The sequence below is a fragment of the Prosthecobacter sp. GW821-HT29F12 genome, assembly GCF_058803405.1.
This window is the reverse complement of record NZ_CM179517.1, coordinates 1,114,297-1,130,583: the sequence shown is the minus strand read 5'-3', so window position 1 is coordinate 1,130,583 and position 16,287 is coordinate 1,114,297. Positions and strand designations below refer to the sequence as shown.

9 protein-coding genes are annotated in these 16,287 nt (G+C 62.8%); 4 read left to right on the top strand and 5 right to left on the bottom strand.

Annotation, left to right across the window (positions count from 1 at the left end; translation table 11 throughout):
- Positions 1-244: 244 nt before the first annotated feature.
- The 5 genes from AC3RLQ_RS04680 to AC3RLQ_RS04660 form a co-directional block, all read right to left on the bottom strand.
- The gene (locus tag AC3RLQ_RS04680; RefSeq protein WP_493034798.1) at positions 245-5,335 is read right to left on the bottom strand and encodes a vWA domain-containing protein; all 5,091 of its coding nucleotides are present in this window, start codon (positions 5,333-5,335) and stop codon (positions 245-247) included.
- A 24-nt stretch (positions 5,336-5,359) separates the two neighbouring features.
- Positions 5,360-5,920 carry an RNA polymerase sigma factor gene (locus AC3RLQ_RS04675; RefSeq protein ID WP_493034796.1) on the bottom strand — a complete coding sequence of 187 codons (561 nt, stop codon included), beginning with the start codon at positions 5,918-5,920 and terminating at the stop codon, positions 5,360-5,362.
- 302 nt (positions 5,921-6,222) lie between these two features.
- Positions 6,223-7,260: an Mrp/NBP35 family ATP-binding protein gene (locus AC3RLQ_RS04670; RefSeq protein ID WP_493034794.1), complete on the bottom strand. Its 1,038-nt coding sequence runs from the start codon at positions 7,258-7,260 to the stop codon at positions 6,223-6,225.
- Positions 7,261-7,351: 91 nt separating this feature from the next.
- Entirely contained in the window at positions 7,352-9,667 is a 2,316-nt protein-coding gene (locus AC3RLQ_RS04665; RefSeq protein WP_493034792.1) for a toll/interleukin-1 receptor domain-containing protein, read from the bottom strand.
- 183 nt (positions 9,668-9,850) lie between these two features.
- Positions 9,851-10,867 (bottom strand): glutamine synthetase beta-grasp domain-containing protein, encoded by a 1,017-nt coding sequence (locus AC3RLQ_RS04660; RefSeq protein WP_493038822.1) that lies wholly within the window; start codon positions 10,865-10,867, stop codon positions 9,851-9,853.
- Between the two features lie 349 nt (positions 10,868-11,216).
- On the opposite strand from AC3RLQ_RS04660, the gene AC3RLQ_RS04655 reads away from it, so the two are divergent.
- The 4 genes from AC3RLQ_RS04655 (at position 11,217) to bamD (ending at position 16,116) form a co-directional block, all read left to right on the top strand.
- Entirely contained in the window at positions 11,217-11,615 is a 399-nt protein-coding gene (locus AC3RLQ_RS04655; RefSeq protein ID WP_493034790.1) for a BUD32 family EKC/KEOPS complex subunit, read from the top strand.
- On the top strand, positions 11,612-12,430 hold the full coding sequence (locus AC3RLQ_RS04650) for a PP2C family protein-serine/threonine phosphatase (protein WP_493034788.1): 819 nt from the start codon (positions 11,612-11,614) through the stop codon (positions 12,428-12,430). Before AC3RLQ_RS04655 ends, AC3RLQ_RS04650 begins: the two co-directional genes overlap by 4 nt.
- Positions 12,431-12,829: 399 nt before the next feature.
- Positions 12,830-13,249, top strand: a complete 420-nt coding sequence (locus AC3RLQ_RS04645; RefSeq protein ID WP_487684536.1) for a CBS domain-containing protein — start codon at positions 12,830-12,832, stop codon at positions 13,247-13,249.
- Between the two features lie 239 nt (positions 13,250-13,488).
- Complete coding sequence (gene bamD, locus AC3RLQ_RS04640; protein ID WP_493034785.1) at positions 13,489-16,116, top strand: outer membrane protein assembly factor BamD; 2,628 nt, start codon at positions 13,489-13,491, stop codon at positions 16,114-16,116.
- The last annotated feature ends 171 nt before the right edge of the window (positions 16,117-16,287 follow it).

Below are 16,287 nucleotides of genomic sequence, written 5' to 3'. Positions count from 1 at the left end.
GGGCATTCGAAGCGCACGGATTTTACACCGCAGAGTTCGGATTTCTGAAGTACGACAGACACTCTTGTCTGTCGGCCCGCGGCACCGCCATTCCCCGTGCAGGCCCGAGTTTGAAAGGGCGCATCGAAAGCGTCGGGGACCTGCGGCGACGGGTGAGGGTGGCTTGCAGGCCATGGGTTTTGGCGAGAGCGCTGACCGACAGGCATGAGTGCCAGTCGTACTGACTGTCACCCATCCACCATTCCTACCGCGTTTCCTTCAGCCCGCGTGCCTTGTCGATGAGCTGCAGAAACTCGCCGCGATAGCCCTGCTTGTCTGCGCCTTTGCCATCCAGTGCGAGGCGGCGCACGGTTTCCCAGCTCAGCGAGCCTTTGTAGCTGGAGTCGCGCAGCAGCAGGCCAAAGCCCGCCACGGCGGCGCTGAATTTGTACTCGTCGCTGCTCGCGGTCAGGGTTTTGCCTTCATCCTTGGTCGGCACTTCGATGAGCTTGCTCAGATCGCTCTCAGGCTCCTTGTAGCGCAGCTTCACGGTCATCATCTCGCCGGTCTTCGCGGCTTCGGCGAGCTGGGCAGGTGAGATGGCGGGAGCCTGATACTTCAAGCTGTCCACGGCCGGGCGACCCTCCGCACCAGCGGGCAGATTGGCTGGGACGATCTCATACAAGGCCATCACGCTGTGACCTGCGCCGATCTCTCCCGCATCCTTCGTGTCATCGTTGAAGTCTTCCTTGGCCAGCAGGCGGTTTTCATAACCGATGAGGCGGTAGCTGCGCACGGCGGCGGGATTGAACTCCACCTGGATTTTCACGTCTTTGGCGATGGTCACCAGCGTGCCGCTCATCTGCTCCACCAGCACCTTGCGTGCCTCGCTGAGGCTGTCGATGTAGGCGTAGTTGCCGTTGCCTTTGTCGGCCAGGGTTTCCATGGTGCGGTCCTTCAGATTGCCGCTGCCAAAGCCCAGCACGCTGAGAAACACGCCGCTCTTCGCCTTGTGCTTGATGAGTTTTTCCAGCTCCTCCGGCGAGCTCACGCCCACATTGAAGTCGCCATCCGTGCAGAGGATCACGCGGTTCACGCCGCCTTTGATGAAGCCCGCCACCGCCTGCTCATACGCCAGCTTGATGCCCGCGCTGCCGTGCGTGCTGCCGCCCGCGCTCAGACGATTGATCGCGCCGAGGATCTCCTCCTTCTTCTCCCCGCTCGTTGGTGGCAAAACGACGCCGCTGCTGCCCGCATAGACCACCATCGTCACGCGGTCCCCTTCTCCGAGTTGCTCCGTGAGCATGCGCAGAGACTGCTGCACCAGCGGCAGCTTCGCAGGCTCATTCATCGAGCCTGACACATCCACCAGGAAGACCAGGTTGCTGGCCTTGCGGTCCTTGTCCATCTCACGCCCCTTGATGGCGATGCGTGCCAGCCTGTGCACCGGCTGCCAGGGGCAGGGTGCCAGCTCCACGCGCACGCCGAAGGGTTCCTTCGCATCATGCGCAGGGCCTTCTTCCGCCGTGGGGAAATAATTCACCAACTCCTCAATGCGCACCGCATCCGGCGGCGGGATCATGTTCTGGTTCAGGAAACGCCGCACGTTCGCATAGGACGCCGTGTCCACATCGATGGAGAGCGTGGACAGCGGCTCACGCGCCACGTCCTTGAGTTCGTTCTCGATGATGCGGGTGTAGGACTCGCCGGTGCCCGGCTGGATCTGTGGCTCGGGTTTGCGCTCCTCAGGCATCGCATTCGTTCCGAGATAGAAGTCATCATTCTTCGCATCCTTGCCCAGCACGACCTGACCCGACTGCACCAGCAGCGGCACCTTCTCTTCCCATGTCTCTGTTATCTGGGCCAGCATCTTGGACCGCTGGCTGTCATACGCCGTCTTGAAATATTCCTGCCGCTTTTTATCAGCAGCTTCCATCCCGCGACGAGCCGCCGCATTGTTAGGGTCCGTGCGCAGCACATCCTGGTATTGCGCAATGGCTGCATCGTAGTTGCCAGTCTCGGCGGCACCATTGGCCTGTACCAGCCCCGATTGCACTTTGGCCACGTCACCCGCCTGCGGCGTGGCCGTGGTGGAGCTCGCATTGGCACCCGCAGCCCCAGCCTGGGGTTTCGCCTCCACCGCTGCGCTTGCGGTGAAGGGCGCGAAGTCCTGGCGATTCGTCGTCGCCCATCCGCCGACGATTCCCGCAGGTGGCGAAGCCGGTGCAGCAGCAGGCGCTGGGCCTGCCACAGTACCGCCGTTATTATTGAATACCACGCCCGCAGTGCGGCCCACCGGGGCAGGCTCATTCAGCGAGACAAACCCATCGCGACTTGGCATCGCAGCACCATTGGACACACTCAACGTGCCGCCATTGATCGTCGTCGCGCCGCTGTAGGTGTTGGCGCCTGCCAGGACCAGCGTACCCGCGCCAGTTTTGGTCATGGCTCCTGATTCGGAAACCGTAGCGCCAAACGTCGCGTCCTCCCTAGGCGCCGCAGAAGCACTGCTTGCAAGGGTCAGCGCGCCCCCTTGAGCAGGCGGTGCCGGTGCCGGACTCACAACTCCGCCGTAGGTCGTGCCACTGCCAGAGTTGACCGTGACACCGCCAGTGATCGTCGTGTAGCCGCTGTAGCCCGCTGCACCGGCCAGATCCAGCGTGCCCGCGACGCTCTTGGTCAGAGAAGGTCCTGCAACCGTATTCCCCGGCGTGGCAGCCGTGACGTTCGCAAAGGTGGTCCCAGCAGAAGGCGTGGATTCAGCAGCACCGGCGTATATTGCGCCGGTTGTGGTCCCCACAGGCAATCCAGTCCCTGAGACGGCCTGCCCCACCGTCAGCGAATTCGTCCCCGCCGCAGTCGTATCACCAACCACAAATCTATTGGATGCCATGTATTCCCGTATTCCCGTAACTTTACGAACGGCCCCCATAGGTTCAGCCCGGTTTGAAACCGTAGTGCCACCCGTGAGCGTGAGCACCTGCGGCTTCGCCGGGGCCACCACATTTCCATTGGCGATCAAAGCCCCCGCATCCGCAGGCATGCCAGCCTGCGCGGCAGGCGCATCCGCCCAGCCTGCAGCAGCAGCAGACCCGTCAAATGTGAAGTTAGACGTGTTCGGCACAACGATCGCACCCGCAGAGTAAAACTTACCCGTCACCTCCGTCGCAGCACGCGTCCCGGACTTCGTCGTGACCACCGGCGCGCCCATCAGATCCAGAGGCTTCTGCGTGCCGGAGGAGCTGAGCACACCACCATTCACCACCACAGCCCCGGAGCCAAGCACCGTGCTCGCGTCGCTGGAGGACTTGCTCAATGCAGTCAGATTGAAAACCGCCGCCTGCAAGTCACTCATCTGGGAGGCATCCGCGAGTGTCGCAGGAATGCCGGAGAGGCGCTGATCTCTTGGAAGCAGACCGCCGAGCAGCAGTTGATCCTCTGCCGAAATAGAACTGCTGTCTCGGGAGGCGATGACATTCGAGTTGGCCGCCGTGGCGAAAGAAATCACCCCCGGTGACACATTCAGATCCGCTTGCAAAAGAATCCCTCCATACATAGGCAAGCCGAAGCCAATGCCTTTGAAATATTTGTACCCGTTAGGGGTAAGGCCGAACGACGAAAGAAAAGGCGTGCTGCGCTGTTGCAGGAATGCATTGATCGTGAGAGGAGCGCCTGACTGAACCATGATGCTGCCAGTGCTTTCGCTCGCAGCTCTCAACACCAACGAGGCACTGCCACGGTTGTGCAACCCGACGTCTCCAAAGGCCAGGCTCGCTTGATAATCCGTCAGCGATCCCGCCCTATCAAGGTCTCCAGACGAGGCAATCACCCCCGCTTGTGCAAGAGGCATCGGAGGCCAGCCATTCGCACCCAGCACCTGAGGTCTGACTTGGACCGTCCCACCGTAAATGTTTTCGTAGTCATTCGACCCCAGCATCCCCATACCTGGAAGCAAACAACCGACAAGACCTGTCTTTTGAGGTGTCACGAGAACCCGGCGACCGAACCCCACCGCCATCAGTCCGTTCATTTCCCGCGATGTCGGGACGTACAAATTGATGAAGCCATCAATCTCCATGGGTTCGGAGGCCAGAGCAAAGACTGCCCTCTGCGGAGGATAGAACCCAGCTTTCAAGCTCAAGCTCGCAGCGTTCCGCACCTGAGTCTGCCTCAGCAGATCCTTTGCGTCCGGAATCATCTTCAAAACGCTGCCCGTTGCGTCAGAAACCGCGCCCCCCACGGTGAAAGCGGTGCCGCCATTCACGGTCAGACGGCCCGCATCCACCGGCATGCGGGCATCGCCACCGGCAAGCTGAAGACTGCCATTCGTGTCCCCCAGCGCAGCGCCCGCCAGGGCAGGCTCCACCTTCTGCGTGATCATGCCCGTCCCCGCCACGACGAGGCCGACCGCATCGGGAGTCTTGAGGCCGCCACCGAAGCTCAGGCCGTAGGCGTTCTCATCCTGCACCCGCTTCAGACGCTCCACATCGGCTGGGCTCATCACGCGCTGCTCCTTCTTCAAAGCCAGCGCAGGGGTCTGCGGCTTGACGTCGGACCTTTCCTGCATCTCAGGTTCCAGAGCACGCACAGCCTTCGTCTTCTCATTGAGTTCAGCCGTGTACTTGCTCCGCAGATCTGCGGAGATGCTCGGATCTTGGGCAAGTTTTTGCAGCTTCTGGGCTTCGATGACCAACCGCTTGTACTGCATAGCGTCCTCCTGCTGCACCTGACGCGACTCCGCATCAGTCGGATTGGTCGGCTTGAGAGTCATGGCCCCGGCATCCCGCGCCGCTGGTGGCAGCGCCTTGGCCGCAGGCTGCTCCGCCACGATCACAGGCTTCACCGGTGAGGCCGCCAACAGCCGTGCTTCTGGCTTCTTCTTCGCTTCTGGCTTCGGCGCCATCTGAACCTTGATCCCCGGCTTCTCCGCCACGACGGCGACGGCACGCGCTTCGCTCTTTCTGGAGGAATAAGCCTGCCACGTCCAAAACCCTCCCAGCACCGCGCATGCGGCCAGGGAGAGGCGAACGATGATGCCGATGTTCCACCGAGTGGTCTTGCCCGGCTTCCCGCTTGCGGCAGGAGTTTGTGCAGGCGTTCCGCTTGCACTCGGCACTTGGGACGATGGCTCCACAGACTGAGGCTTGGCGGCCTGCGCCACGAGGCGTTCGCGCTGTTTGTCGGTCAGCGCCAGGGAGTCATCCCGCAGTTCGCTCAGCAGGAAGTCGCAGAAGGCTTTCGTTTCATCCGCCTTCACTTTGTCCTGCGGATTCTCCAGCAGCGCCGCCTCCAGCTGCTGGCGTTCTTCGGCGCTGGCTTCATCCAGCGCCCAGGCGGTGATTTGTTCCGGTTTCATGATCTAAAAAATAAGTAAGGGGTTTTAAGCGATGGCGTGTTTCAGTTTCGCCGGCGGCGGCGCATCATGCGCCTGCCACTTCGTCTTCAGCGCGGCCACGCCGTGGTGGATCAGGTAGCCGACGTTGCCGATGCTGGTCTGCATGGCGGCGCTGATCTGCTGGTAGTCCAGTCCGGCGATGAACTTCAGCCGCACCGCCTCGCGCTGTCGCACGGGCAGCGTTTCGATGAGTTCACGCAGCGCCGTGGCCGTCTCCCGCTGCTCCATGGCGTCATTCGGCGCGGGATCAGCGGAGGTTTCGAGATCGAGTGTTTCTGTTTCCATAACAACGAGGCGTTGATGTTTGCGGTGATGGTCCAGGGCACGGTTGCGGCAGACCGTGAAGAGCCAGGGCGCCAGCCGCTCGTGATCAAGAGTGGCCAGGTGCTGGCTCAGCTTTAAAAACACGTCCTGCACGATGTCCCGCGCGTCCTCCAGATCCCCCGTGTAACCATGCGCATAGCGGATGAGGGGCCGCTCGTAGCGCTGCAGGGTTTCAAGAAAGAGGTCGTGCGGTTCGCTCATGAGGGTGTGTTCGGCGGGCATCACGGCTGACATTCCTCCATCTTGGGAGAAATTTTCGCGGAAGGCGAGATTGATCGTAAGCCCGCGACTCAAGCACTCTTTTTCCAATCAGCTCAAACCACGGAATACACGGAATACACGGAATCAGATCCAGCCTCTGATTTCCGTGTATTCCGTGTATTCCGTGGTCCATTTCAGACCACAAAGCCCCGCCCTGTTGCCTCAGCTCCAGGGCAATCTCCCGCCATTCGCGCACGTGCCAGCAGTAGCACGGGCAATCCTGCCCGTGTCGAGCGCTCTCTCTGCGGGCATGATTGCCCGCGCTACTTCAGCTTCGCCGCAATCTCCCGGAACGCCTTCGAAGATGCCGACTTCTCCGCATCCTCCAGCGCAATCGGGTGCCCCTCGTCGCCGCACTCACGCACGTGCATCTCGATGGGGATCTGCCCCAGCAGCGGCACGCCCAGGCGCTTTGCCTCATGCTCACCGCCGCCCTTGCCAAAGATGTGGTACACCTGCCCGTCGCTCGGGCAGAGGAAGTAGCTCATGTTTTCGATGATGCCCAGGATCGGCACATTCACCTTCTGAAACATGCCCACCGCCTTGCGCGCATCGATCAGCGCCACCTCCTGCGGCGTCGTCACAATCACCGCACCGTCCAGCGACACTGTCTGCACGATCGTCAGCTGGATGTCCCCCGTGCCCGGCGGCAGATCCAGTACCAGCACATCCAGATCATCCCACGCCACCTGCCGCAGAAACTGCTGCGTATAACGTGTGGCGATCGGTCCGCGCACGATCACCGGCGAGCCATCATCCAGCAAAAAACCCATCGAGATGAGCTGGACGCCGTACTTCTCAATCGGCACGATCTGCTGCTCATCATTCTGATACGGCCTCTCGTCCGTGCCAAACATGTGCGGAATGCTCGGCCCGTACAAATCGCAGTCACACAGGCCCACGCGCAGCCCGCTCTTGCTCATCGCGATCGCCAGGTTCGAGGCCACCGTGCTCTTGCCCACACCGCCTTTGCCGGACGCCACGGCGATCACTTTCTTGACCCCGGGGATGCTCGACTTGCCCAGCTTTTCAGACGCCGTCACGCCCGCTCCCGGCGGGTCCTTGATGTCAAAATTCAGCTTCACCTCGCCGATCCCCGCCACCTTGTTCAGCACATCCATCGCCTGCTCATGGATCAGCCGCGGGATGTTCGGGTCACGCGTCGCCACCGAGATGTCGATGGTCACATTCTTCCCTTCAATCTGGATGCCTTTCACGAGGCCAAACGAAATGATGTCACGGCTGAATCCAGGGTAGCGGACGTTGCCAAGGGCGGTGCGGATGTCTTGTTCGGTGGGCATGGGGGTTGGGGATACGCCTCAACTAGCGCGAGAAGTCAAAAGTGAAACGATTTTTATCCTCCTCTTCCTCTTACTTCCTTCGCAGGGACGTTCAGACCTTCGCCAGCGCAGCGTCAATTCGGGCAGGGCTCTTATACACAGAGGCAAAGGTGTCCACCGGGTAGAAATCCGCAGCCTCATCGGGCCCGCGGTTGAGGTGCCAGCCGATGAGCTTCTCCGCCTCCGGCGACGACGCATCGTAGTACCCCTCCGGCGTGAAAAGAATCCACTCGCGGGGACCGTCCGCGCCTTCAGGCAGGTGAATGAAGAGAGCCAGCAGCTCAGCGCCGTCCTCGGCGCGATGCCAACGGATCGTGCCATCAGCATAGGCCGCTAGGATGAGTCGCCCCTCGCGGGCGAGGTTCACACCCCAGACAACGCCCGGAACGGGCTTCTGCCATAGCAAAGCGCCTTGAGTGTCGAAGCGACGCAGCCACCACTCCGTTCCGAGGACGAAGCTCCCGGCGTCCGGCGCAATAGCGAGGCTGCGAGCCGTTTCGTAGGGCTTCATCGGGAGCGGCTTACCGGCGAGCATGGGCGAATTAGTGTTTTCCCAGCCCTCGAGGCGGAGGCTGTCGGTGTTAGCCGGGGCGAGTTCAGCCCCCCCCTGTGGCGCATCGGTCAGACGCCGGGCAGTGAGATCGAAGAGGACGGGTGCATCGCTCCACTCCTTCAATCCGAAGCGCAAGCTGCGGCCGTCGGCACTGACGGTGAAATGCTCGAAGCGTTTGCCACGCTGGTCGACTGTCTCCCGGCCATGGAACAGCGTACGCCGTCCGGCCTCGTCGATCAGACCGAAGGCAGGATCGGCCGCACTGAAGGCGAGAGCGCCATCTGGCAAGGAGGCGAGGTTCAGCATAGTGTTCTCCGGTCCGGGCCACGCGGTCCGAGTGCCACGGCCCGCATCGGACCAGACTAAGATTTGGGTTTCATTTAGACCATGAGAACCTCCTGCCGCGAGTCGCGGGTCTGCGCCCGGACTGGCCGGATTCAGGAAGGCAACCGAAGCGATGCATCCGCCTGAGAGGCCCGCAACATCCGCAGAGCCGACGGCTCGCAGCGTCCCGGCGTCGAGCAGATCGACCCGCAGGGCGTTGCCATAGCCAACAGCCAGAACGCGTCCGTCAGGCGAAAAGGCGATCCCGTATGGCTCGCCACCCGGCACCTTGGCATTGACAAGGCGCTGGCCGTCGGGTGAATAGAGCCGGATATGGCCGTCCTCGCATGTTGCAGCAAGGCGGCCCGCACTTGGCGTGCCCGCTGGACCGAAGGCGAGGCCGTAAACCGAGCTGCCGAATTCGCGGTCCTCTAAGGCCGGTCGGGTATCCCCACCGAGCGCGCGGGCCATATCCCACACTTGCACTCCGTTCTTACCGCCCATCCCAGCAGCCAGACGCGTGCCATCCGGCGACACGGCGAGATCATTGACCACGTTCGGCAACGGCCCAAGCCGCGCCAGTACCGCGCCGGTGGTGTTGTCGAACAGCGTGACGAAGTGCCCCTTCCCTCCAGTTTTCATCCATCCCCCCGCCGCGACCCAGCGACCTGCGGGATCGAGCGCCACGGCAAAGACCTTGCCTTCGTCGCCGGGGCCGATTGGCGGACGCAGGGTGCGGAGCAGCTTGCCCTCGGGCAGTTCCCAGAGCTTCACGGTCTTGTCGTCGCTCGCCGTCGCCAACAGGCGTCCATCCGCTGACACTCCGATGCGTTTGATCGCTGCCGTGTGCATGCCGGGGTCGAGACGAAGGATTACGTCCTCCGGCTTGACCAGTGGCGGTTCGGGCAGCGGGGGCGGGCGCAGGCTGGGCACGCCGGGGGCGGTCAGGGCATCCAGCCGACGTTGCGCCATGCGCCGATACATTGCGAACTGGCCGTATTCCTCAATGAAAGCCTCGAGTGCCTCCGCATCTCTGTCGGGCATCGCCCGCCAGTCCCGTTGTGCTGCCTGCATCAAAACTTCCAGATCAGTGGCCGTTCCGTCAATGCCACCCGGACGCACCCCCATGGCGATGAGCGCCTGCACCACCGCACTGAACTCCGTCCAAACAGGGGTGTGCATGTTGTGAAACGGCGTGGGGAGCTTCCCTGGTTCCAAGTCCACGGTGCGAATGCAGATGAGCTTGTTTTGCCTGAGGGCACGGGCGCTCTCCGCTGGCACCCAGATGGAAGAGAGCGCGGGCGGCGACCAGATGGTGACCACGGCCTTGGCGCGGTCAATGGCATCGTCGATCACCTTGCCGAAGAATTGGCCCGGCAGAAGGTTCACATCATACCAGGGCCGAAAGCCGCGCTTGGTCAGTTCGTCCGCCAGCGCCACGGTAGGCTCCGGGACTCGCTGGGCATAGGAGATGAAGATGTCATGATCCATGGGAGGCAGGACTAAGAGCCAAGAATGGCGGAAGTACGAATATACACCGCAGAGTGGGCGAGGACGCAAGAGCGAAGGCCTTGAATTCCCTTCTCCTTCGTCACCACTGCCTCCCACATCCCCCCACAAAAAAACGCCGCCTGTTTCCAGGCGGCGTTCGTGGAGAAATGTCTCGGCAGCCAATTAAGGCTTCGGCACTTCGGAGATTGTCTTGAGAATGCGGCTGGCGATCGCGTATGGATTGCCCTGGCTGTTCGGACGGCGGTCTTCCAGATAGCCCTTCCAGCCGTTTTTCTTGAAGCTGTGAGGAACGCGGATGGACGCGCCACGGTCAGCGATGCCCCAGGAGAACTGGTCGATGGACTGCGTCTCATGCAGACCGGTCAGGCGCATGTGATTGTCAGGGCCATACACGGCGATGTGCTCGGCGCAGTTCTTCTCGAACTGAGCCATGAGGGCGAGGAAGTAAGGCTCGCCGCCGGTTTCACGCATGTACTTCGTGGAGAAGTTGGCGTGCATGCCGGAACCGTTCCAGTCGGTGGCGCCGAGGGGTTTGCAGTGGTACTCGACGTCCACGCAATACTTTTCACACAGACGCTGCAGGATGTAGCGGGCCACCCAGACTTGGTCGGCGCAGGTCTTGGAGCCTTTGCCGAAGATCTGGAATTCCCACTGGCCCTTCGCCACTTCGGCGTTGATGCCTTCGTGGTTGATGCCGGCGTCAAGGCAGAGGTCAAGGTGCTCCTCGACGATCTGACGTGCGATGTCGCCCACATTGGTGTAGCCGACGCCCGTGTAGTAAGGGCCCTGCGGGGCAGGATAGCCGTTCTCAGGGAAGCCCAGAGGGCGGCCGTCCTGATAGAGGAAGTATTCCTGCTCAAAGCCGAACCAGGCGTCCGGATCGTCAAGAATCGTGGCGCGCTCGTTGGAGGCGTGGGGGGTGCCGTCGGCATTGTAAACTTCGCACATGACGAGCACGCCGTTCTTGCGGCTGCTGTCCGGGAACACGGCCACAGGCTTCAGCACGCAGTCAGAGCTGCCGCCAGGGGCCTGTTGGGTGGAGGAGCCGTCAAAGCCCCAGTCTGGCAGTTCTTCCAGCTTCGGGAAGCTGGCGAACTCCTTGATCTGAGTTTTGCCACGAAGGTTGCGGACAGGCTGATAACCGTCCAGCCAGAGATATTCGAGTTTGTATTTGGCCATGGTTGAATGTGTGGATTGAGTCTTGCCTAAGGCCTTCGGAAACTTTTCCTCCAGCAGCAGCGCCGTCGAAAGGAGCATGTTTCATGCCACGCGCGAGATGTTTTTTCAACTTTTTGCACTCACTCCGCTTCCTCAGGACCTCCGAAAGATCAGCAATCCCCTACCATTTCCCCACCGCTCATTTCTTGATCTCCGGCTCTCCACCGTCACCCCCACCCATAGCCGCCCTCCGGCCCCTCCCGCCTCTGTTTTTTCCGCCTTTTTTGCGCCCCTTTGCGGCCAGCCCTCCGTTCCCCTTTTACCATTGCACATCCCGCCCACAGGCAGGAAGGTGCAGCGCAAACACCCCATGAAAGAAGCCAAAAACACCGCCCGCGCCATTGTGCACATCGGCTATGACGGCAAGGTGTACAAGCAGTTCAAAGGGCACAACGCCCAGGGCCGCTTCGAAAACGAAGTCCGCGTCCTCAAACTCCTCGAAGCACGCGGCTGCGACTACGTCCCCCGCCTCCTGGAATCCGACCCCGCAGAGCTGAAAATCGTCACCACCAACTGCGGCTCCATCGTCACCCACATCAGCGAAAAGCGCATCAAGGAGCTCTTCGGCGCTCTGGAGCGCGACTACGGCGTCCGCCATGACGACGCCTTTGCCCGCAACATCACCTACCGCAACTCCGACGGCAGGTTTTGCCTCATCGATTTCGAGCTCGCAACCATCATCGACGAGCCGCCGAAGCCTGCAGCATGAGCGATCCCAACCCCACCCAACCCCCCCCCGCCCGCCTCCGCTGGTCCGGCATGACCCACCCCGGGCGTGTCCGCACCAACAACGAAGACACCTTCCTGTGCCTCAATTTTGACGCCCGCGAAGTCCGTTACCTAGGCAAAGTCGGCGAATCCACCCTCGACAGCGGCGACTTCGTCTTTGCCGTGAGCGATGGCATGGGCGGCGCCAAGTCCGGCGAATTCGCCAGCAAGATCGCCGCCGAAAAAATCACCCAGCTTCTGCCGAAGAGCTTCAAGCAGTCCGCCCAGCACTTCTCCATCGGCCATGGCGATGTGTTGCAGGAGCTCATCAGCCGCATCCACGCCGAGCTCAGCAAACTCGGCCGCTACTACGAAGAATGCCGCGGCATGGGCGCGACCCTCAGCCTCGGCTGGTTCACCCCCGGCTGGCTGCACTTCGCCCACGTGGGCGACAGCCGCATCTACTACCTGCCCAAAGGCGGCCCCATGAAGCAGCTCACGCATGATCACAGCTACGTCGGCTGGCTCCAGCGCAAAGGCGAGCTCAATGAGCGCCAGGCCCGCACCCACCCGCGCAAGAGCGTCCTCATGCAGGTCCTCGGTGCCGGCCGCCAGAACATTGATCCCCACATCGGCTCCGTCGGCTGCGAGCCCGGCGACCGTTTCCTCTTCTGCACCGACGGCGTCATCGACGGCATCTGGGACCACCGCCTGGCCGACATGCTCGCCAAAGACGACGCCAAAACCATCGTCGAATACGCCGTGGCCGAATCCGGCAGAGACAACGCGAGCGCCGTCGTCGTGGAGATGGTCTGAGTGGCTCACAGCACCGCTGCAGCCGAAGCCACCCCACAGGCCCTAGCGGACTTATCCGTCCTGTTCTGGAGCCACGCTGCACCATGCCCTCATGATGACCTCCACCAAAGCTCACCGCCACGTCCCCATATGGACTGCGGTCGCGGAGTGAGGAACGAAAGCAGCTACCGCTTTAGCCGGACTCGGTGACTCACGCCCACCAGTCGATACCCGAAAGCGGGAGCCGATGCTTCTCCGCAGGCCCCGTCACCCCACGCGCGCCACCAGTCCCTCAATCGCAGCCCAATCCATCTGCGCCCAGCATCCAGCCCCCCCCCCCGCACAACATTCATCCACCCATCCCCAAGCCGAGAGGAGCAGCCCCCGCCCACCACCGCCATGTTTCATGACCAACCAACCATGAAACGCAACGACCCGATCTCCCACCTCATGTCCCGCAATGTGATCACCGCCCACCACGGCGATCCCATCTCCAAAGTTCGCGCCCTCGTCCGCCAGCACGGCGTCCATCACATCCCCGTCGTCAATGCCGACCAGCTCGTCGGCATCATCTCCTGGACCGACATCCTTCGCGTCAGCTTTGGCGACGCCTTCCACACCGACGAACGTGCCGTGGACGCCACGCTGGATCACACCCTCTCCCTGGAGCAGGTCATGGAAAAAAGCCCTGTCACCCTCGCCGAAACCGGCACCGTCCGTGAAGCCGCCGAACTCCTAGCCGGCGGCACCTTCCACGCCCTCCCCATCGTCTCCGGCACCAAGCTCGTCGGCATCGTCACCACCACGGATCTCATCAAGTATCTGCTTGATCAGTTCTAGGCGGTCTTAGAAAACTTGGCTGCAACCTGCGCTTTGCGTTTTGGAGTGCGCCGGTCCTCCGGCGCTTTCGAGTGTCTCTTGGCCTGCGCAAAGCTCCAGAGGACTGGAGCACTCCAAAACGCTGGCGCGGTCTCCACCCTTCTGCGGCCTAACTGCCCAGCACATCCGCCGCGCAAGCCCACGCGCCACCCCGCATTCCTCTTTGCCCCGCGCCGAATGCTGAGATAGGCTGCTGTAGCATGCCCAAAACCCGGAGCCTCCTTTTCGCCGCAGCCCTTCTCGCCGTTCCCACCGCCCACTTCGCGGCCGGGTTGAATGAGGCTGCGGAATACGTCTCCGCGCAGCAGGCTCTCGCAGACGGACTCCCCGGAGTCGCCGCCGTCAAGGCTGAGCGCCTCCTCAAGCTCAAAGGCTGGACCCGCGTGGAGACGCGCCAGCTCGCCACCTTCGCCGCCGAGGCCTGGACCCGCGCCAGCGAAGGCGCCCGCGTCCTCGCCATCACAGACACTTACGATCTCGATGACGAACCCTTCTGGCGCGGCCAGGGCCTCGTCCTCACCGGAGACCTCAGCGCCGCACGTCAGGTCCTCACTGAGCAAACCAGCCCCCAGCCGCACCCGCGCACGCCCCTGCTCCTCGCGCAGATCCTCGCCACCCTCGGTGAAAACGCCGCCGCGCGTGACGCCCTCGCCCCCCTGCTCAGCTCCACCGATGCCGCTCTGCAAAACCAGGCACGCCTCCTCCAAAGCGAGATCGACATCAGCGAAGGCAAGCCCGCCAGCGGACTCCCCGCGACGGAGGAGAAAGACGATGCCGCCACCCGCTTCCTGCGCGCACGCGCCCTCCTCCAAAGCGGAAAGATCACCCCCGCCAAGGAAATGCTTCAGTCCGTGCTCAGCGCCCCGCAGGGCGGAGAGCGCATCCACCAGGCCGCCCAGCTCCTCCAGGTAGAGGCACTCCTCCAGCAGCACCGGGCCACCGAAGCCCAGAAGCAGCTCACCCAGTTCCTCGATGCGAACGCAGACAGCCCCCTCTGGGTCGAGGCCTTTGATCTCCTCAACCGCGCCCATCAGGAAATCCCCACCACCGGCACCATCCCCGAAGGCGTCCTCCGCTGGATCTCCGCCGGAAACACCGCCCAGCAGCAGCCAGATCCGTCCCCCTTCCTCGCCGCCGCCACCGCCGAATTCCGCGGCCACGCCATCTACCTCACCGCGCAGTGGCTGGCCGCCCAGCAGCGCGATGACGCAGCCGTCAGCATGCTCGAAGCCCTCATCCAGCTTCACCCCAATCACCCCCGCCTCAGCGATGCCATGCAGCAGGCCATGGAGATCTATGCCCGGCGCAACATCGACCAGCGCGTCAAAGCCCTGGCCGAAGCCTGGCACCAGAAATTCCACACCTCCTCCGTCCCCGTGGACTTCGCCCTTGGCAGCCTCCACTTCCGCCGGGGCGAGACCCGCGAAGCCCTCCAGATGTTTCAAGACGCCGCCAACGTCGCCACCACACTGACCGAGCGCCGCCGCGCCCTTTTCAATGCCGCCGTCGCCGCCATCACCGCCAGCGACTTCCCCCTCTACCGCAGCCTCCTCAGCCAGCTCGAGCTCATCTCCAATGCCGCCGCCACCGGCCCCGAAAGCGCCGACTCCGCCGCCATGCTCGAGCTCGAAAAAGCCCTCTTCCTCGCCTCCACCCGCAAGCCCGAAGCCGAGGCCGCCCTGCGCAACTTCATCCGCGCCTATCCCAAGCACCCACGCTTCTCAGACGCGTGCATCGCCCTCGCCGAATGGTGCCTGCTCGCCACCCCGCCCCGCATTGACGATGCCCTCAAAGCACTCGACAACGCCACCACCGCCCCCGGCCAGCTCCCGCCCCAGCAGCAGCAGCAGCGCATCCAATACACCCGCCTCTGGCTCAGCGATGCCGCAGGCGATTTGAAAACCCTCATCACCCAGGGCGCCGACTTCCTCAAGCTCTGGCCCAAAAGCCCCCTCCTCCCCGAAGTCCGCATGAAGATCGCCGGCGCCTACTATCGCCTCGAAGACTTCGCCAATGCCCGCACCGAATTCGAAATCATCGCCCACGACTACCCGGACACCGAGCAGGCAGACACCGCCCTCTACTTCGCCGCCATGTCCGCCACCTCCGTCATGAGCGAAGACGGCCGCAAACGCGCCCTCGAAATCTGGGAGGAGCTCGCCCAGAAAAACGGCCCCCTCGCCGTCGCCTCCCGCAGGCAGCAGGCCCTCTTAGAGCGCCTCCAGGGAAACCACGCCGCCGCCCTCCTCGTCCTCGACAAAGTCCTCGCCATGAAAGCGCTCGATCCCGCCCAGCGCCTCATGATCATCTGTGAAAAAGCCGAGCTCCTCCTCCTCCTCGGCAAGACCGATCCCGCCCAGCTCGACGCCGCCGCCGACCTCCTCGACGCCTTCCTCACCGACACCGCCCTCCCCTTCGTCTGGAAAGCCCGCGCCGGCTTCACCCTCGCCACCGTCCACCACGACGCCAAGCACGACACCGAAGCCCTCGAAGCCTGCTACAACGTCCTCCGCGCCGCAGACATGACCCCGCCCGCCAGCCCCGCCGACTACGTCTGGTTTTCCAAAGCCGGCTTCTTCGGCGTCGATCTCCTCGAAGCCTCCCGCCAGTGGGAAGCCGCCGCCCGTCTTGCCGAACAGATCGCCCAGCGCCCCGGAGACCGCGCCACCGAAGCGCGCGACCGCGCCACCAAGATCCGCCTCGAACACTACCTCTGGGACGGCCCCGCCCCCAAGCTGCCCACCGTCCTCAAATTCAAAGACACCCCCGCCGAGCCCCCCGCCCCCGAAAAAGCCCCGGCCAAAGGCACCAAGAAGAAGGCCAAATAAGCCCCCCTTCACAAATCCCGCCCCCGCGCGCCCCTCAAAATGGGGTCAGTGTGCAAATTCTTGACAAAATATACCATCCGCGAATTCACATTGAACCCGCGCCAGACTTCGCCCCCCGTCAACGAAAGCCCCAGGGCGCAGGTGCTCGACGCAGAAAAATGACCTTGTTTG